The sequence below is a fragment of the Pseudoalteromonas sp. NJ631 genome, from assembly GCF_000276645.1.
Classification (GTDB): domain Bacteria; phylum Pseudomonadota; class Gammaproteobacteria; order Enterobacterales; family Alteromonadaceae; genus Pseudoalteromonas; species Pseudoalteromonas piscicida.
The window spans coordinates 86,370-103,420 of record NZ_AKXJ01000012.1 but is presented as its reverse complement, the minus strand read 5'-3'; the positions used below and the strand labels follow the sequence as shown (position 1 = coordinate 103,420).

At 42.0% G+C, this 17,051-nt stretch carries 18 protein-coding genes and 2 tRNA genes; 7 read left to right on the top strand and 13 right to left on the bottom strand.

Features of this window, described 5'->3' with window-relative positions; genetic code table 11:
• Positions 1 to 222: 222 nt before the first annotated feature.
• From A587_RS0117890 to A587_RS0117840, 10 genes are all read right to left on the bottom strand, one after another.
• Positions 223 to 444: a DUF2835 domain-containing protein gene (locus A587_RS0117890; protein ID WP_010604628.1), complete on the bottom strand. Its 222-nt coding sequence runs from the start codon at positions 442 to 444 to the stop codon at positions 223 to 225.
• Positions 445 to 3,030: an aminopeptidase N gene (gene pepN, locus A587_RS0117885; protein WP_017218689.1), complete on the bottom strand. Its 2,586-nt coding sequence runs from the start codon at positions 3,028 to 3,030 to the stop codon at positions 445 to 447.
• Positions 3,031 to 3,165: 135 nt separating this feature from the next.
• Positions 3,166 to 4,647, bottom strand: a complete 1,482-nt coding sequence (gene nhaC, locus A587_RS0117880) for a Na+/H+ antiporter NhaC (protein ID WP_010371552.1) — start codon at positions 4,645 to 4,647, stop codon at positions 3,166 to 3,168.
• A gap of 224 nt (positions 4,648 to 4,871) precedes the next feature.
• Positions 4,872 to 6,908 carry a carboxy terminal-processing peptidase gene (gene prc, locus A587_RS0117870; RefSeq protein WP_010371555.1) on the bottom strand — a complete coding sequence of 679 codons (2,037 nt, stop codon included), beginning with the start codon at positions 6,906 to 6,908 and terminating at the stop codon, positions 4,872 to 4,874.
• Positions 6,909 to 6,918: 10 nt separating this feature from the next.
• Positions 6,919 to 7,569 carry an RNA chaperone ProQ gene (proQ, locus tag A587_RS0117865; protein ID WP_010604625.1) on the bottom strand — a complete coding sequence of 217 codons (651 nt, stop codon included), beginning with the start codon at positions 7,567 to 7,569 and terminating at the stop codon, positions 6,919 to 6,921.
• Between the two features lie 15 nt (positions 7,570 to 7,584).
• The gene (locus A587_RS0117860) at positions 7,585 to 7,863 is read right to left on the bottom strand and encodes a hypothetical protein (RefSeq protein ID WP_010371557.1); all 279 of its coding nucleotides are present in this window, start codon (positions 7,861 to 7,863) and stop codon (positions 7,585 to 7,587) included.
• The gene (locus A587_RS0117855; protein ID WP_010371559.1) at positions 7,863 to 8,321 is read right to left on the bottom strand and encodes a GAF domain-containing protein; all 459 of its coding nucleotides are present in this window, start codon (positions 8,319 to 8,321) and stop codon (positions 7,863 to 7,865) included. The genes A587_RS0117860 and A587_RS0117855 overlap by 1 nt, the downstream gene beginning before the upstream one ends.
• A 121-nt stretch (positions 8,322 to 8,442) precedes the next feature.
• Positions 8,443 to 8,820, bottom strand: a complete 378-nt coding sequence (locus A587_RS0117850) for a hypothetical protein (protein ID WP_017218686.1) — start codon at positions 8,818 to 8,820, stop codon at positions 8,443 to 8,445.
• A gap of 182 nt (positions 8,821 to 9,002) precedes the next feature.
• A tRNA-Ser gene (locus A587_RS0117845) sits at positions 9,003 to 9,093 on the bottom strand.
• A gap of 42 nt (positions 9,094 to 9,135) precedes the next feature.
• Positions 9,136 to 9,226: transfer RNA gene (locus A587_RS0117840), tRNA-Ser, on the bottom strand.
• 297 nt (positions 9,227 to 9,523) lie between these two features.
• Between A587_RS0117840 and A587_RS0117835 the strand changes: the two genes are divergently transcribed.
• Genes A587_RS0117835 through A587_RS0117815 form a run of 5 tightly spaced genes read left to right on the top strand, consistent with a single transcriptional unit; the run spans position 9,524 to position 11,540 of the window.
• Positions 9,524 to 10,189, top strand: a complete 666-nt coding sequence (locus tag A587_RS0117835; protein ID WP_010604622.1) for a Bax inhibitor-1/YccA family protein — start codon at positions 9,524 to 9,526, stop codon at positions 10,187 to 10,189.
• 55 nt (positions 10,190 to 10,244) lie between these two features.
• The gene (gene tusD, locus A587_RS0117830) at positions 10,245 to 10,598 is read left to right on the top strand and encodes a sulfurtransferase complex subunit TusD (protein WP_017218685.1); all 354 of its coding nucleotides are present in this window, start codon (positions 10,245 to 10,247) and stop codon (positions 10,596 to 10,598) included.
• Positions 10,595 to 10,954, top strand: a complete 360-nt coding sequence (locus A587_RS0117825; RefSeq protein WP_017218684.1) for a DsrE family protein — start codon at positions 10,595 to 10,597, stop codon at positions 10,952 to 10,954. The genes tusD and A587_RS0117825 overlap by 4 nt, the downstream gene beginning before the upstream one ends.
• Entirely contained in the window at positions 10,951 to 11,205 is a 255-nt protein-coding gene (locus tag A587_RS0117820; protein ID WP_017218683.1) for a DsrH/TusB family sulfur metabolism protein, read from the top strand. The genes A587_RS0117825 and A587_RS0117820 overlap by 4 nt, the downstream gene beginning before the upstream one ends.
• 5 nt (positions 11,206 to 11,210) lie before the next feature.
• On the top strand, positions 11,211 to 11,540 hold the full coding sequence (locus A587_RS0117815) for a TusE/DsrC/DsvC family sulfur relay protein (protein ID WP_017218682.1): 330 nt from the start codon (positions 11,211 to 11,213) through the stop codon (positions 11,538 to 11,540).
• A 300-nt stretch (positions 11,541 to 11,840) separates the two neighbouring features.
• On the opposite strand, the gene A587_RS0117810 is transcribed toward A587_RS0117815, so the two are convergent.
• Positions 11,841 to 13,070 (bottom strand): amidohydrolase family protein, encoded by a 1,230-nt coding sequence (locus A587_RS0117810; protein ID WP_017218681.1) that lies wholly within the window; start codon positions 13,068 to 13,070, stop codon positions 11,841 to 11,843.
• Positions 13,071 to 13,082: 12 nt separating this feature from the next.
• On the bottom strand, positions 13,083 to 14,465 hold the full coding sequence (locus tag A587_RS0117805) for an amidohydrolase (RefSeq protein ID WP_010371579.1): 1,383 nt from the start codon (positions 14,463 to 14,465) through the stop codon (positions 13,083 to 13,085).
• A gap of 452 nt (positions 14,466 to 14,917) precedes the next feature.
• Between A587_RS0117805 and A587_RS0117800 the strand changes: the two genes are divergently transcribed.
• Entirely contained in the window at positions 14,918 to 15,262 is a 345-nt protein-coding gene (locus tag A587_RS0117800; protein WP_017218680.1) for a DUF3718 domain-containing protein, read from the top strand.
• A 71-nt stretch (positions 15,263 to 15,333) separates the two neighbouring features.
• Here the strand turns inward: A587_RS0117800 and A587_RS0117795 are convergent, their stop codons facing one another.
• On the bottom strand, positions 15,334 to 16,026 hold the full coding sequence (locus A587_RS0117795; protein ID WP_017218679.1) for a hypothetical protein: 693 nt from the start codon (positions 16,024 to 16,026) through the stop codon (positions 15,334 to 15,336).
• A gap of 125 nt (positions 16,027 to 16,151) precedes the next feature.
• Here A587_RS0117795 and A587_RS0117790 point away from each other — a divergent pair, with 125 nt between their 5' ends.
• A complete protein-coding gene (locus A587_RS0117790) occupies positions 16,152 to 17,006 on the top strand; it encodes a fructosamine kinase family protein (RefSeq protein WP_017218678.1) in 855 nt (284 codons plus the stop codon).
• Positions 17,007 to 17,051: the final 45 nt, after the last annotated feature.

The following is a 17,051-nucleotide window of genomic DNA, read 5'->3' as shown; positions in this document are numbered from 1 at the left end:
TCTAGAGCTTAAGCTCTTAGAGTTATTGTTTTTTGTTGTCTAAACGATAGAAGCGAAACCGCGAAAATACAAATACTGCTCAACTAAATCAACGCTTTTTCGCCTCTAGGGGCGTATTTTACTCTTGGTAAGACGTCCTACCAGATAATTTATAACACGTATTTCAAGCTTATAACAAACTCATTTAACAAAAATAAAATATGTTTTGCAGTTCTACTTCGATTAAGTGACTTTTTCTAACGATAGAAACTTATTGCTATCATCCAAGATGAGACGGAATCTGCCCCTGATCCCAATTGATGAAATAAAGGGGCGAATACGCTCTGCGGGGAAGCGAATACTTTTCCCCCCATCTTCAATCACTTGCACTGAAGTATAGTGCCCGTAGTAGTAACCGAGGCACTTGTCATAGCTCAAATCCATGTAAAAGAAGTACTCTTTCATCTACTGCGCTAGCGCCTTCTCTACCTTCTCATATAAGTCGTCGCTCAAGCCTTCTAAGTTAGCCAAACGACTTAACTGCGCTCGCATCAGCTGTTGACGCGTTTCGTCATAACGCTTCCATGACATGAACGGCGTGATCATACGAGACGCATTTTGTGGATTAATGCTGTTTAGCTCCACTAATAGATCTCCCAATAACGCATAGCCCATACCGTCTGTACGATGGAATTGCGCGGGGTTACTTCTTGCGAAGCTTCCTATCAATGCGCGAACACGGTTGGGATTGCCTTTATCAAAACAAGGATGCGCATAAAGCGTATTTATATTCGATATCACCTCATCATTAGATAAGCTTGCACTTAACGCAAACCATTTATCCATGACTAGGCTATCGTGACGCCATTGGCTATCGAATTGACTGAACAAACTTTCCATCTTTGTGTGCTGCGCGGCGACAGCTGCTTTTAGTGATGCCAACTTAGTGGTCATATTGCTTGAAGAAAATTGATTATCTAGCGCGCTGTCCACACTATCAGAGTCTGTTTTCGCTAAGTAATAAAGTGCTTTATTTTTAAAGGCTCTGATCGCGACATCCTTTGCTTCTAATGAGCCTGAGTCTTGCAAAGACAAATAAGCGTGTTCAAACACCGATTGCAGTGATTGCGCAATTTGCATTTCAAATGCGTCGGAAATTGAAACGAGTTTGTCTACTGGGATAATTTCAAATTGACTGGCTAGCGTGTCAAACGTTGGTAAAGTCAATAACTCAGCCAGTAGCGCAAGGTCTCCTTCTAATGTTTCCACTAATGAGGACAACGCGCCGAGGAGTTTTGGATCCAGTTTGAAATCACCTGACGTAACCGCTCGTTTAACTTCAATCATAAAGATTTGCTGCATTGCTTCCCAGCGAGCGTAATCACTGCGCGCAAAACGCAATATGTGTAGTAACTCATCAATGGAATAGCTGTACTCCATAAGCACAGGTGCTGAAAAATCTTCTAGCAATACAGGAACCGGTTTACTTACAACTTGCTCAAATTCAAACCGCTGTTCAAATTCAGTAATATCTAACGCCCGTTGTATTTCACCGTGCTTTGTTAGCAACGGGATGCTTTCACCTTGCTCATCCAAAAGCTCTAGCTTAAAAGGAATATGCAGTGGCGCTTTTACAGGGTCGCAATCGGCATGGCTTTGGCTCACCGTAATTGCGTATGTTTGTGCCTGTTCGTCATACTCTGTAGCCACTTTTACTCTTGGCGTGCCGAATTGCTCATACCATAGTTTAAATTGCGTTAAATCAACACCAGAAGCATCCATCATTGCATTAACGAAATCATCGCACGTCACAGCTTGTCCATCGTGACGCTCAAAGTAGAGCTTCATCCCTTTTTGGAAGTTTGCTTCCCCCAATAAGGTATGCATCATACGGATCACTTCAGCGCCTTTATTATAAACAGTAACGGTATAGAAGTTGTTCATTTCAATAACTTGCTGTGGCCTTATTGGGTGTGCCATTGGCCCTGCATCTTCCGCAAACTGATGTGTACGCATCGCCATTACTGCGTCAATTCGGTTTAGGCCTCGAGAACCTAGATCACTGCTAAACTCCTGATCTCTAAATACGGTTAGGCCTTCTTTTAAACTAAGCTGAAACCAATCTCGACAAGTAACCCGGTTCCCAGTCCAATTATGGAAGTATTCATGTCCAACTATCGATTCAATGGTGTGAAAGTCTCGGTCTGTCGCAGTCTCTTGGCTTGCCAACACACAGGCACTATTAAAAACATTTAGTCCCTTGTTTTCCATTGCCCCCATATTGAAAAAATCAACCGCAACAATCATGTATATATCGAGATCGTATTCCAAATCAAACCTTGACTCATCCCACTCCATGGCCTTTTTTAGTGACGTCATAGCATGAGGAGCTTTATGTAAATTGCCTTTATCGACAAATAGCGCCAACTTCACGTCTCTACCCGACTTAGTGCTGTAATTGTCTTCTAATACGTCAAAATCGCCGGCAACCAAGGCAAACAAGTAGCTTGGTTTTTTGTGCGGATCGTGCCATTTTGCAAAATGCCTACCGTCACTTAAGCTCCCTTCTTCAACTTTATTGCCATTTGATAATAAGTAACGATACTTTGATTCACCTATGACCGTCACCGTATAAGTCGTCAGTACATCAGGTCTATCCATAAAGTAGGTGATTTTTCTAAAACCTTCCGCTTCACATTGCGTGCAGTAAGCGCCATCAGAGAGGTATAAGCCTTCAAGTGAAGTGTTTGTTTGCGGCGAAATTTTAGTGACAATTTTAAGCTCAAAGGCCTCAGGCAAGTTAGAAAGAATCAATTCAGAGTCAGATTTTTCAAGGCTTTGCCACTCTTCACCATTTACCTGACAAGATGCTAACTCTAAGTCGACACCATCTAATATTAATTGTGTCGCATTGCTCACAGCGACAAACTGACTTACGGCAGTCACTATGGTATTTCTTGGGCTTAACTCAAAGGTCAAGCAAAGCGTATCAACGGTATGGCTTGGTGCAAGGTAATCTTTAAGAAATTTGGCTTGTGGTTTTTGAGTCATATATAGTCCTTACAAAAACGCCCCAAAAAGGGGCGAGTGATAAAACAAATTTGATATCGCCAATGCTAAGGATAGGCGTTTAATTTCTATTTGACCTGTTGGAAAAGGCCTCATCAAGATTGCAAATGTGCTATTCTACGCTTGCCCTGCTTTCTCATTTGGTTCTTCAGCGTTTACCGTTGGTGGCGTAATCTTTAGGATCTTGATACCAAGATACGCGTAGATAACCGCCAGCACAGGATTGATCAAGTTAAAGAATGCGTACATGGCATAATCAAACGGATTGATCAGTAGTACACTTTGCATATATGCGCCACAGGTGTTCCAAGGGATCAGTGGACTGGTGATTGTGCCACCGTCTTCCAGCGTGCGAGAGAGGTTTACACTCTTCAAACCGCGCTTTTTATATTCTTCTTTGAACATACGACCGGGGACAACAATCGCGATGTACTGATCCGCTGCAACTAGATTTGTACCAATACAAGTTGCAATAGTCGAGGCAATTAGTGAGCCCGTGCTTTTTGCAATTTTAAGAATGCTGCGTACGAAGACATCAAGTAAACCAGTTTTTTCCATAATGGCACCAAACATCAATGCCGTCATCACCAGCCAAGTTGTCGTAAGCATTGATGACATGCCACCGCCACTTAGCAAGTCGTCCATTTTTGCATCGCCTGTTTGCAACGCAAAACCATCAAAGAAAGTCGCCCACACCAATTTCACATAGCCCACTAACTCGCCTTGGCTAGCATCAATTTGACTTGCAATAAGATCACCTTGGAACAGTACAGCCCATATCGCCCCCATCACCGCGCCGATTGAAATCGCCGGAAAAGCAGGCATCTTCTTGATAGCAAGCCCAAGCAGCACCAGTAAAGGAACTAGCATTAACAGGTTAATGTTGAAATTAGTTTGAAGTATCGAAACAATTTCATCTATTCGCCCCGCCTCGCTTGACGCTTCAGCATTAAAGCCCATGACAATAAATATAATAAGTGCGATTACAAAGCTAGGTACAGTGGTCCAAAGCATATGCTGAATATGATCAAATAAATCACTACCAGCGACTGCAGGCGCTAAGTTTGTGGTTTCAGACAATGGGCTTAACTTATCACCAAAATAAGCACCTGAAATAACTGCACCCGCTGTCACGACTTGATCTAAGCCAAGCCCCGTCGCCACACCTAGTAGAGCGACACCTATTGTTGCGGCCGTCGTCCATGAGCTACCTATACTCATCGCCACAATCCCACAAATCAAACAACTCGCGGCATAAAACCAACTTGGATTGATAATTTGTAGTCCGTAATAAATCAGTGTTGGGACCGTGCCAGACAGCAGCCAAGTACCTATTAAGGCACCCACCATCAATAAAATAATAATGGCGCCAAGAGAGATAGTTATCCCCTTTATCATCGCTTCTTCAAGCGTCTTCCACGTAAAACCATTTTTTAGGCCGACGAGCGCCGCTGTGAATGTTGCAAAAAGCAAGGCTATTTGGTTTGGACCTGATGATGAACTGTCACCATAGAGGTACACCGCAGCACCAAGCAAAGCGACCAACAAAGTGATCGGAATAAGAGCGTCAATAAATGACGGCTGTTTTTGTTGTTTCAAAAGGAATACTCCTACGCACGACGACCCATGCTTATAATTATTTTATTTGCAGTATACCGTTTTGAGCCGTTTTGAGTAGCTAGGTTGCCAGTGGTCGAGCCACGCACCATTCTCAAAAAGCCTCAAAAGAGTATCAGCTTAGAAAATCTGGCAGATGATAACAAAATTTGTAAAGTAAAAGTAAGTGTAAAAGGCATAATAAAAGGCGCTTGAAGCGCCTTTTATTATTTATTAACTTCGTTTTTGGCTATCCGCCCGTATGAAATTAGGTCCTGCGTGATAAGCGCAGCCTCTTCAAGGTAAGGGTCTAACTCCGAAATAACCTCTGGTGCATCATCCAAATCTTTAACCGGCTCTAAACCGAGACGTTTCAACCTTTCATTAGTGCGTTTCAATACCAGATCATCGCGTTCTTCACGCTCCTTGATACGCTCGGCTTCAACTAATGAAATCGCCTTATCATCTTTGCGCGCTTTGTATTCTTCAATATCTTTATAAATATATTCGAATTCTGGCTCTGCTTTTACTCGCTCATCATGGCGCTTACTCAAGTATTGAATAGTTGGCGACAAGTTATCTAGACTCGCATATTTTGCACGAACAATACTATCCCAAGGCAGTGCATTATCTTCTTGGCTCTCTCCCCACTCCTCAGGATTGATTGCCGACGGTAGCAAGATATCAGGGATCACGCCTTTATGTTGCGTACTGCCACCATCAATACGGTAAAACTTCGCAATAGTGTAAGTTACACTCCCCAAAGGATTTTCGAATAAATCGTAGTTTTTACCGAGGCCACGATGTTGTTGCACGGTGCCTTTACCAAAGGTTTGCTCACCAATCACCACTGCTCGACCATAATCCTGCATCGCGGCAGCAAAAATCTCAGATGCCGACGCACTGTAGCGGTCAACTAAAACGGTCAAAGGTCCATCGTAGAAGGTAATGCCATCTCTATCTTGTTGACTTTCAACACGGTTATAAGCGGTATGGATCTGAACAACTGGACCTTGGTCAAAGAATAAACCGGATAGCTGGGTCGCTTCATAAAGCGAGCCACCACCATTTTGGCGAAGGTCAATGATAACCCCATCTACTTTGGCTTCTTTAAGTTTAGCGATTTCAGTTTTTACATCTTGAGAAAGATTATTGTAAAAACTCGGGATTTCTATCACGCCTATTTTGCTTTGTAGCTCAGAATATTTGGCTTCAAAGACAGAAGACTTAACTGCGCGGTCTTCCAATTTTACTTTGTCACGAACAATTTCAACGACTTTGGGCGTACCGTGACTATCAGTACCTTTAAGGTATTGAAGTCGAACCTTGGTTCCCTTAGGGCCTTTGATGAGATCGACCACATCATCTAAACGCCAGCCGATAACATCTACAAATTCTTTATCATCTTGTGCTACGCCGATGATTTTGTCGTCCGGCTTAAGCTTTTCGGTTTTGTCCGCAGGGCCGCCTGGAACTAAACTTCGGATCACAGTGTAATCTTCATCGTAACTTAATACCGCACCAATACCTTCCAGCTCTAAGTCCATATCCATTTTGAACTGTTCAGCTCGGCGTGGCGAGAGATAGGAAGTGTGCGCTTCAATACTACGTGCGAACGCATTCATGATTACTTGAAATGCATCTTCACTGTTCGTTTGGACTAGGCGTTTTTGCGCGTTTTTGTAGCGCTTGGTAAGGACTTCTTTGGTCTCTTCCCAATTTTTGCCGGTCAATTTTAAGCGCAGCGCATCAGATTTAACGCGCTGGCGCCAATATTCGTCAAGTTCGCTTGTCGCGGTTGCATAACTTTGCTCTTCTCTATCAAAAATGAACTCATCTTTTTTGTCAAAGTTCATTTCTTTGTCGAGTAAGCCAATGGCAAAATCATAGCGCTCAAAGCGACGCTTCATGCTTAGATTAAACATATCATAAGCAAAACCCAGCTTTCCTGAGATCAACGCATCATCAAATTGTTTACGATATTGTTGAAAACTATCGATATCCGACTGTAGAAGCAAAGACTTATTAAAGTCGATGGCTTCTACGTACCTATCGAAAATTTTATCCGATAAGCTGTCATCAAAGCTGAAGCGTTTGTAGTGTTGTCGAGTAAATAGGTTAGTCACTCGTTTACTAGCCGTTGTGTGTTGCGCTTCAGGTTTAAGAACCGGCAAGTCCTTAATAGTGACTGTGCTTGTTGAGGCTAAAGTAACACTCGATACGAACGCGGCGACTAGGGAAATGAGTGGTAACTTTTTACTCATATACAACTCCTTACTGGATATATAGGCTATCTGCTTTAGTTTTAACTTGCATTCCTGTTACAAGCTCTACGTGCACTTCATCATTTTTGACTTCAGTGATAGTAGCGTTAACAAGCGCTTGACCAAGTTTAACTTTAACTTTGTTATTAACCTTGACCTGTTCAGCCGGTAAAGGTTCAACTTTACCACTGCGCTTTGGTTTAACTTCAGCAGGTTTATTACTCATTTTAGGGCGTTTTTGGTCTTGACGATCCCTAGAGTGAGGTTTCTTTTTGTAAGATTTTGTTTCGCCATCGCGATTGTTTGGACGCTGTGGCTTTTTACGCTTAGCCATTTTTGCACGGCTCTCGGCCAATGCTTTTTCTGCGTGTTCAACGTGTTCTTGTTCAACCTTTTCTGCTTGATTGCCGTCTAGGTCTACACGAAACTCGTTCTTAGTGACTGCCTCGAGATAGCGCCAATTTGAAGTGTATTTACGAAGTGCTTGACGTACTTGAGTTTTACTGACTTTGTCAGAACCCTCAATACGCTCAGCGATATCTTTGAAAATACCTACCTTTAATGGCTTAATCCCTTCCTTTTGCTTGAAGCAGTTAGGAAATTCTGAAAATAAGAAGTCTAATACTTCATTTGTGTCTTTTAGCTTGTTTGTGGTTTCCATTTTTAAACCTATTAATTACATCTGCTCATCGAGCGACGAGTTTATATAGTGTGTAACCCAGTCAATTAGCTCTTCTATATCTGCTTCAAGAAGCGCTAAATCACCACGAAGATGTTCCCAAATACCTTCTATGAGCCTATCTATTGTGTCACAGTCTAAATCTTCGGGAAGCAAATCCCATGCGTGATGAATAAGTTCATTTAAGCGTTCTGCAACAACTTCTTCTTCGCCTTCCCAATCACCAACATCGGCGTAGGAAAACAAATAATCTTGTACCTGAAGCATATCTTTCATTAAAGCGTTTCCTCAAACGCTTTAACTAACGCTTCTAATCCGATCTTATCCTGCTCGTCAAATCTTGCCAGACTAGGACTGTCAATGTCTAGCACGGCAATCACTTTATTATCTTTAAAAACAGGGATCACAATTTCTGAATTTGATGCTGCATCGCAAGCAATGTGGCCAGCAAACGCATGAACATCCTCAACCAATTGCGTTTCACAAGTTGCAGCGGCTGTACCACACACCCCTTTACCAACAGGAATTCGAATGCAGGCAGGGTTGCCTTGGAATGGCCCAAGAACCAACTCTTCAGCGCTATCCATAAGATAAAAGCCTGCCCAGTTGATATCTTCAAGAGTTGTAAATAAAAGCGCACTCAAGTTTGCCATATTGGCAATCACATTGTGTTCACCACTGATTAGCCCTTGAGCTTGTTTAACTAAAGTCTGATAAAAGTCTTGCTTTTGCATTACCATCAAATTCACGAATTGAACGACAAAAGCTAAAGGTACTCTTTCGGAGAAATAATTAAAACCTTTTCGACTGAAAAAGTATTAATTATCTGTAAAACTGACACTGCTCGGTTAATTATCACTCAGTTTTACGATGACCTGCCCGTAAACCAAACAAGAATAGCCCCGCGGCGAGCATTGACATTAAGGCGTTAACAATAAAACCGACACCCGATTGTGCAGCGAAAAGATAGCTAAATGCAGCACCACCAAGTAAGCCTAGTGTTAACAAACCACCATATTGCACCTTGTTGTACCTAAACATAAGGATATATCCGGGAACAACGAATAGACACATTGCAAGACCAACGATGTATGCGTTAGAAATTGCGCTGAGTAGTAAGTTAAAGAACATCTCACTGCGACCGAGTGTAAAGCTGTAGTAAATCCCAAGCACACCGCCCACAATTAACGGTGATAATAAAGAGAACCCAACCCCTTTGCCAACTTGTTTCATATTCAACACTCTCTACACTTATTATTCATTCAACACTATTGAGTATTGTGCAAGCAGTGCCTCGGCACTAGCCGACTTTGGTCTAATAGGTATTTTTATCGAGAGTATATCGGTGAAATCGCAAGATGGGAGATTTCTGATATCAGAAACAAAAAAGCCCTCAAATATGAGGGCTTTAAATGTGGCGGAGAGATAGGGATTTGAACCCTAGATACGCTATTAACGTATGCCGGTTTTCAAGACCGGTGCTTTCAACCACTCAGCCATCTCTCCAAAACCTATAATCCACGCTTTTAAGCATGAATCTAAAATAAGTGGCGGAGAGATAGGGATTTGAACCCTAGATACGCTATTAACGTATGCCGGTTTTCAAGACCGGTGCTTTCAACCACTCAGCCATCTCTCCGCAGCGGGGCGAATAATAGAGAATCCCCATGCGCTTGTGAAGCTTTTTTTTCAATTATTTGATCGTTTGCGTAAAATTTGGCTCAATCGTCTAAGAACCAGCCAAAATTATGCGTGTTTTTGATATTTCAGCGAACTTTTGAAAATATTCAAAGTCTTACGTATTGAGTAACAATTACCGTAGAGACCCAATTAACGACAGATATTGATCCAGAAATCATTGCCCCAACATATAACAATTGATACTCTTATCTCAGTTATTTTTGGGATCAGCATGTTTTATTAAGGAGCTTGAATCATGGCATTCAATCATTCATACAACACTGCAAAACCTGTCATGTCGACAATGGAAACAAACAAAGTGTTGAAAAACACTTACTTCCTATTGGCAATGACATTAGCGTTCAGTGCAGTAACAGCAGCAATTTCAATGACAATGGCATTACCAGCGTTTACCGGTATTGTTTGTTCATTAGTTGCATTTGGTTTGCTATTTGTTATCGGTAAAAAAGCAAACTCATCTTCTGCTATCGGTCTTGTATTCTTATTTACTGGTATTTTAGGTTTCGGCCTTGGGCCTATGCTTAATCACTATGCTGCACTACCAAATGGTGGCATGTTGATAGCACAAGCACTTGGCACAACAGCGTTAATTTTCTTCGGCTTATCAGCTTATGCACTAACGACGAAAAAAGACTTCTCATTTATGGGTGGCTTTTTAACGGTTGGTTTAATCGTGGTTATTATCTCAAGCCTAGTAAACTTGTTTATTGGATCTAGCATCGCGTTTATGGCAATTAACGCGGCAGTCGTGTTATTAATGTCTGGCTTTATCCTTTATGATACAAGCCGCATCATCAACGGCGGCGAGACAAACTATGTGCTTGCAACTGTGAGCTTGTATTTAAGTATTTATAACTTATTTACCAGTATCCTTGCCCTTTTAGGCGCGTCGGATGACTAACTCAGAATTTCTGATAAAATAAGCCCCATTACGGGGCTTTTTTTATGAGTAAAATTTGAGTCAAATAGCCATATCAGTTCACTTTGGCGTAGCTGCACAGTCAAAGTTAACTTTACTAGAACGGTATGTCGATGCCGCTATTAAAAGTGACCATCAAATCGCGTGCATCTTTCTATATCAAGATGGTGTCTATCACGCCAGTCAAAAGATCGTACACGCTTCCGACGAATTGCAAGTCAACGCGATTTGGCAACGCATCAAAGATAAAGGGATCCCCCTGTTGCTGTGTGTCACCGCTGCGGAAAAGCGCGGCGTTAGCATCGAAGACGTTAGCCCTTTCACCGTTGCAGGCCTTGCGGAGTTTGCCATGATCTCGAGTAAGTCTGATAAGTGGATGCAGTTTAAATGAGTAAAAACGTGTTAATTATTTCGCAAACCAGTCCATTTGACCAAAATAGTCTGAAAGAAGCGCTCGATGTCGCACTAATCTATGCAGCGATTGATCAACAAGTAAGTTGGCTTTTTACCGGTTCTGCTGTGCTATCGCTCCAAAAAACCCTCAATGCTCCACTACTGGGTTTAAAGGACATGTTTAAACAATTAAAAACTCTGGAAATTTATGATGTCGAGCGGGTTTATGCCTGTCAGTCAGCAATGGATGAGTTTAACATATCGGCACACTCCCTTGCAGTTGATACTAAAGTTAAAAATCAACATGAAATCCTTGCGTTAATCAAACAACATGACTTTGTGGTGACACTATGAGTACGCTACATATTATTTCTAGTATTGAAGCATGCGATCAGCTGCAGTTTGTATCCCATCACGACACTATTTTATTATGTAATGATGGCTGCTTTGGTCAAACACGTATCTCAGCTGGGGATGCAAATGTAGTGATGCTGCAAACCTGCGCAAGTGCCAGAGGCATTGCGCCAGAAGCCGGAGTAAAGCTTATTTCTGACAAAGATTGGGTTGAGCTGACCATTACTATGAACAATTCAATTACTTGGTAATCATCATGCTAGAATTTAACAACCAAACTATCGAGACAGATAAACAAGGCTATTTGCTAGATCATACTCAATGGACTAAAGATTTAGCACCACTTCTAGCCGCGGAAGAAAACATTGAGCTTTCAGAAGCACATTGGGAAGTCATTGAGTTTGTGAGAAATTTTTATCTCGAATACAACACCAGCCCTGCTATCCGCATGCTGGTAAAGGCAATGGCTAAAGCACTAGGCGAAGATAAAGGTAATAGCATCTACTTATATAAGTTATTTCCAAAAGGCCCAGCCAAACAAGCAACAAAAATAGCAGGATTGCCAAAACCTGCCAAGTGTATTTAACCTGAACTTCGGATAATTAATGCCTTTCTAGCAGCCAGTTTTAGCGCTAACTGCGTTGAATTCACTTCCAATAGCCTGCTATTGGTGCGTAAATTCGTCTTGCCTACTAGGATGTAGGTACCTGGGCGGTAGCAGGACGCGAGAGCGAAGTTATCCCTAAAACTCTCTGGCTAGATAAGGAAATAATTTAATTAATTTTAAGAACAATTAGTTAGCTCATTCCTTACCCAAATCTCAGGTTATTTAGGACGGGACAACCGAATTAAAAAAGGCCTCAAATGAGGCCCTAATTTAAAAACATTACTTCGTATACGCTCTTGGCATATCAGAATCTGTCGTATATCTGTCTCTTAGTTTATCGTGGCGTGATTCAGTAGACACTTCCTCACCATTGATCCAGATTTTATCGATTGTGGTGCTGAATTCGAAAGGATCTGCACTCCACATTACGATATCTGCACGTTTACCAGCTTCAATCACACCGCCATCAATGCCCAGTGCTTTCGCAGGGTTGGCGGTAACCGCCTTAAGTGCACCTTCATGACTCATGCCATTTGCTACAGCAATACCCGCATCAAAGCGTAGCTGGTAGACGTTATGACTACCGTCACCACCAATTGACAGGATGACATTGACACCCGCTTTTTCAAGCTTACCTGCGTTATCTAGACTTGCATGCATTGAGTCAAAGCTAGCTGGTAGGTTTGATACCGCACTCAAAATAACAGGTACTTTCGCCTCAGCTAATTGCTCAGCGACCACTACCGCATCATCTGCACCCTGAATAATCAGATCTAAACCAAACTTTTCTTTTAGCTTAATCGCTTCAAGAATATCCGACGCTCTTGAAAGCGTCGCAATCACAGGCATATCACCCGCAAGCACTTGAGTTAACACTTGTTCTTCTGAACTCGGTTTTCCCTCGTCTTTTTTGTCTTTCTTAGCAAGCTTTTCTTGCTGTGCTTCAAGCTTTTTAACAACGTTATCTAACGCTTTTGCACGAGACCCTTTGCTTTTGGCACCCAGGTGAATAATTAAAGCTGTTTGCTTGTCGGTCACACTGTTAAATTCACCAGATAAGTCAACAACAAAACCAAGCCCTGCAAACTCACTTTTACCACCCCAAGGTGCGACAAAGTTTTGCGTTACACCGCCTTTTCTTGCATAGGCAATTAAGCTACTACGTGGATTAAATGCGGTGCTTGCGTCAAAGTCTACGCCGGCATCGTCATCACCAGCATCACGAGAAGCAGCAACAGCACCAACTTCAACTAAACCAAGTTGGTTCATTGAGCCGATAAAGCCTGGAGTGACAACCTTACCGCTGGCGTCAATCGTTACATCAGCAGTGACGTTATCTGGGTTAATCGCTTTTATTTTACCGTTCTCGATAACTAAGGTCGCGCCTTCAAGCACGCCAGCATCTGTCGCGGTATGGATCGTTGCATTAGTAATTGCAGTAACATTGGCAAAAGCAACAGAGTGAGCTAGCAATGCGCTAGTGATCATGGTTAATTTCATGGCTTTCATCTCATCAACTCCTTACTTTTGACCTAACATAAAATCACTAACCGCTTGATATTTTTCATCGTGACGATCATAGACTTTTCCACCATCTACAAAGACCTGCTCTGCACGAGAGTAAACGCTGAACGGGTTGGTGTTCCAAATTACTACATCGGCTTGTTTGCCTTGCTCTAGCGATCCAGTTTTATCTTGAATGCCTAACGACTTAGCAGCGTTCGAGGTGATCCACTTAATTGCATGCTGCTCGTTAATGTTAAAGCCAGACTGGTTAGCCGTGTTCATCACTTTTGCGGCTTCATGATTCAAGCGTTGGATTGTGGTATCTGAATCCGAGTGAACAATTGCACATGAGTTTTTCACTGCATCAACAATTGCAACGTTTTCCTGAACCATATCATAGGCTTCCATCTTAAAGCCCCACCAATCTGGCCAAAGCGCAGCACAGTTACCGTTTTCACCTAATAGATCTGCAATCTTGTATGCTTCAATTCCGTGGTGGAACGTACCTGCGTGATAACCAAACTCTTTAGACAAGTCGATCATCATTGCCATTTCTTCCGCTTTGTAACAATGGTTATGGATCAAGATTTCACCATCTAGCACACCACGAAGCGTATCGAACTTGATATCACGTTTTGGGGCATCCGGATTCAATCCAGCAGCATACTCGGCTTCGTACTGTTCCCACGCGCGCTTATATTCACCAGCTTCAATCCAAGCTTCACGGTATCCTGCCATGTTACCCATACGAGTATAAGGGGCGACACCTTTGGAGCCATATACACGCTTTGGATTCTCACCACATGCCATTTTTAACCCATATGGCGCTTCTGGGAATTTCATTGCTTGCATTGTTGGTGCCGGTACATTCTTTAAGGTAACACCACGACCACCAAATAGGTTTGCAGAGCCAGGTAAGATTTGTAGCGTGGTGATCCCACCTTCTCTAGCTCGGTTAAAGCCCGGATCTTGCGGCCATACAGAATGCTCTACCCATACCTGAGAAGTATTAGGGTTAATCATTTCATTGCCATCGCTGTGCGATTCTACACTTGGGCTGGGGTAAGCCCCTAAATGAGAATGTACATCGATAATGCCAGGTGTTACCCATTTACCTTCAGCATCAATGGTAATATCTGCCGTGACAGATAGGTCTTTACCAACTTGCTTGATTTTACCATCAACAATAAATACATCACCTTGTTCTATCTTTTCACCCGTTCCGGTAAGAACGGTAGCATTAGTGATTAGGGTTGATTGAGAAGGTACAGGCTTGTAAGTACTTGGGTACGGGTTTTTCTCTATGGTAACTTTTTCTTTTTGTGGGCCGTTATCCTGACAGCCCATCAAAGCTGCGGCAATGCCAGCTACGACTATGGAGGGAGCAAATTTATACATTTTTGTCATCTCTATTGTTTTTTTGTGACTTTAACTCATGCCATCGCACTTTACGCAATTATGAGTTTTAGTGACAAGTAATTACGACGAACGTCCGGACATTATAACGCATGTTGTCATCAGTGAGTAATTTAGAAAAGCCTTAGTTGCTATAACTGAATGTAAATTAGCGTCAATATTGACACGTTTTGACACATCAAGTGACACAAGTAACAAAGAGGAAGTAAATCTAAAAATGAAGTGTTAAATTATCGATAATGGTATTTTATCGTGAAAAAAGTTTTTGCTATTTGTATCTTTAGAAACAAAATAATTTATTACTTTACAGATAGATAGAAAGCCTGCACACATTTGACATACTCTATTACATTCGGAATTACTTGATTTACAGCATTCTGCGGCAACTTTAGTAATACTAAGAACGTGTCCTAGAGATAGCCAAGGAGCTAACCATGAAACTGTTCAATTTAGTATGTGCAACCTCGCTTCTGATCGCAGGTACCGCATCTGCGGCAGACTTTGTTGCTGCGGATAATAGTAAAGCGACTAAAGTTTGTATGTCGGTAGTCAAAGACAATAAGATTCACTTGTTCCACACCATTAAAGAGCACCACCTAAAAAGACGTGTTGTAGAAGAAAAACTACACTGTAATGATATGCCAGTCGGCAAATTTGCAGCAACCTACGGATTTAATAAGGCTGCGGACTTCCTTGGTGTAGACAGTAATGTAGAAACCAGTATTAAAGACATCGCTAAACTTGATAAAAAGACCATTTTTGTCTCAGGGTCTAAGTAGTCATGTCGACATGTTTGTAAACAAAAAGGCAAGGCGTAGCAATCCCTGACTGCGCCTTTTTCTCAGCTTAGCTACACAACTGTAGCCAATAACCCAAATAGGCCCCCAAAGACGCCTCCCCACACAACTAACCAACCCAAGTGAGTCTTAATCATGTTTTGTACAATCTCCTTTACCATTTTCGGCGTTAGTTCATTGAGTCGATCATCCACCGCTTTTTCAATGGTTTGATGTAAATCATCACCGAGTAGACCGTTACTGAGCGACTCACTAATTGCAGCATCAAACTCAGGCTGTTCACCGAGCTCAACTATTGCTAATCGCATTTTCTCAATAAATGGCTCCCGCAGCGGTTGTACAGCTTCAGTCCCACCAAACATCTGCAGCATCGCACCAAATTGCGACGCTTCAATGACACTTAACAAACGGTCAAACGCTGGATTTAAATCGACTTTATTGGCTATTGGCGCCAAGTCAAACTTTGGATGCTCCTTGCCGAGAAATTTTTCTAGTTTTTCTCTACTAAAGAACTCGCTCAATATGAGCTCTCGAATCGACGCTTTAAACGATTCGAACTTAAGCGTAATAATCCCTGAACCATAGAGGAAAGGCACTTTCTCAAATAACATATGTACCGCTAACCAATTCGTCAGTGCACCAGATAATGCAAACAATCCAACCGAAAACATCACGTCGTTTTCTAGTGCGAAGCCAGTACCTGTTAGCAGTACCGCGAGTAAATTGGTGATGATATTTTTATTCAATGTACTTCCCTTGGATAAAATGACAGACGCGATATTTTATTTTTTTTAGAAAAAGGCCTCAAGTATTTGTGATCTTGAGAATTTCAACCATATTTTAGAGTAAGTGAATATGTTGGATCTAACTTATGTGGAACAAAGTCAACCAACAAATCTCAGAATCTCTCCATGACGCTTTTGAGTTTACTTCAAAACAAACCTTAAAAAGTTATGGGTCTAAAAAACTTTATAAGATTGCAGACGATACCCATCAATTTTTGGTCAAAGTAGCTCCTATTCAGGCTTTAGAGCGATTTGAATGTGAAGCATCTAATCGTGAAAAGCTCATTCGCGACTCTGATTTCCTCGTGGCTGATACAATTACCCTAGGTACGAGTGTTGAGTTCTGCTTTATTGTGCTGGAATGGTTAGAACTTGATCATCGCAATGAAAACTGGCTTGAGTGCGGCCAAAGCCTTGCTAAAATGCACCAACGTCATGAACAGGAAATGTACGGCCTAGAAGAAGATAATTATATTCATGAGCTGCCGCAACCAAATCAATGGCACAAAAAATGGGAAGTTTTTTTTGCTGAGGAAAGAATTGGTTGGCAACTGCAACTGCTTGCTGAAAAAGGGATTATCCTCACTGATATTGACACATTTGTGGAGCAGCTTAAGCCACTCCTTCCGCACCAAGTTCAACCGTCTCTGGTTCACGGTAATTTTTGGCATGGTAACATTGGCTTTAGCCATCAAAAACCCGTGCTATTTTCCCCAGCTTGCTATTATGGTGATAGAGAAGTTGATATTGCGATGGCTTCGTTATTCGCTCCGCTACCAGATGACTTCTATCGTGGTTACGAGTCTATCTATCCACTCGCAGAAAATGCACCTGAGCGATTAGACATTTATCGCTTATATCCTCTTTTAGTGCAAGCAAACTTGTTTGCTGGCAAGTACATACGGGACGCGGCTGAACAAGTGCAAGCCCTGCTCAAATAACTGCCATATTTTCGTCACAATGCGCTATAGTTAAAGGGTATTTAG

Excerpts from the sequence above, each read along its gene's own strand:
- A587_RS0117815 (WP_017218682.1), top strand. The coding sequence starts at position 11,211 with ATGCTAGAATTTAACAACCAAACTATCGAGACAGATAAACAAGGCTAT.
- A587_RS0117820 (WP_017218683.1), top strand. The coding sequence starts at position 10,951 with ATGAGTACGCTACATATTATTTCTAGTATTGAAGCATGCGATCAGCTG.
- A587_RS0117810 (WP_017218681.1), bottom strand. The coding sequence starts at position 13,070 with ATGAAAGCCATGAAATTAACCATGATCACTAGCGCATTGCTAGCTCAC.
- A587_RS0117835 (WP_010604622.1), top strand. The coding sequence starts at position 9,524 with ATGGCATTCAATCATTCATACAACACTGCAAAACCTGTCATGTCGACA.
- A587_RS0117890 (WP_010604628.1), bottom strand. The coding sequence starts at position 444 with ATGAAAGAGTACTTCTTTTACATGGATTTGAGCTATGACAAGTGCCTC.
- proQ (WP_010604625.1), bottom strand. The coding sequence starts at position 7,569 with ATGGAAACCACAAACAAGCTAAAAGACACAAATGAAGTATTAGACTTC.
- A587_RS0117805 (WP_010371579.1), bottom strand. The coding sequence starts at position 14,465 with ATGTATAAATTTGCTCCCTCCATAGTCGTAGCTGGCATTGCCGCAGCT.
- A587_RS0117825 (WP_017218684.1), top strand. The coding sequence starts at position 10,595 with ATGAGTAAAAACGTGTTAATTATTTCGCAAACCAGTCCATTTGACCAA.
- A587_RS0117860 (WP_010371557.1), bottom strand. The coding sequence starts at position 7,863 with ATGAAAGATATGCTTCAGGTACAAGATTATTTGTTTTCCTACGCCGAT.
- prc (WP_010371555.1), bottom strand. The coding sequence starts at position 6,908 with ATGAGTAAAAAGTTACCACTCATTTCCCTAGTCGCCGCGTTCGTATCG.
- A587_RS0117850 (WP_017218686.1), bottom strand. The coding sequence starts at position 8,820 with ATGAAACAAGTTGGCAAAGGGGTTGGGTTCTCTTTATTATCACCGTTA.
- A587_RS0117855 (WP_010371559.1), bottom strand. The coding sequence starts at position 8,321 with ATGCAAAAGCAAGACTTTTATCAGACTTTAGTTAAACAAGCTCAAGGG.
- A587_RS0117790 (WP_017218678.1), top strand. The coding sequence starts at position 16,152 with ATGTGGAACAAAGTCAACCAACAAATCTCAGAATCTCTCCATGACGCT.
- pepN (WP_017218689.1), bottom strand. The coding sequence starts at position 3,030 with ATGACTCAAAAACCACAAGCCAAATTTCTTAAAGATTACCTTGCACCA.
- A587_RS0117800 (WP_017218680.1), top strand. The coding sequence starts at position 14,918 with ATGAAACTGTTCAATTTAGTATGTGCAACCTCGCTTCTGATCGCAGGT.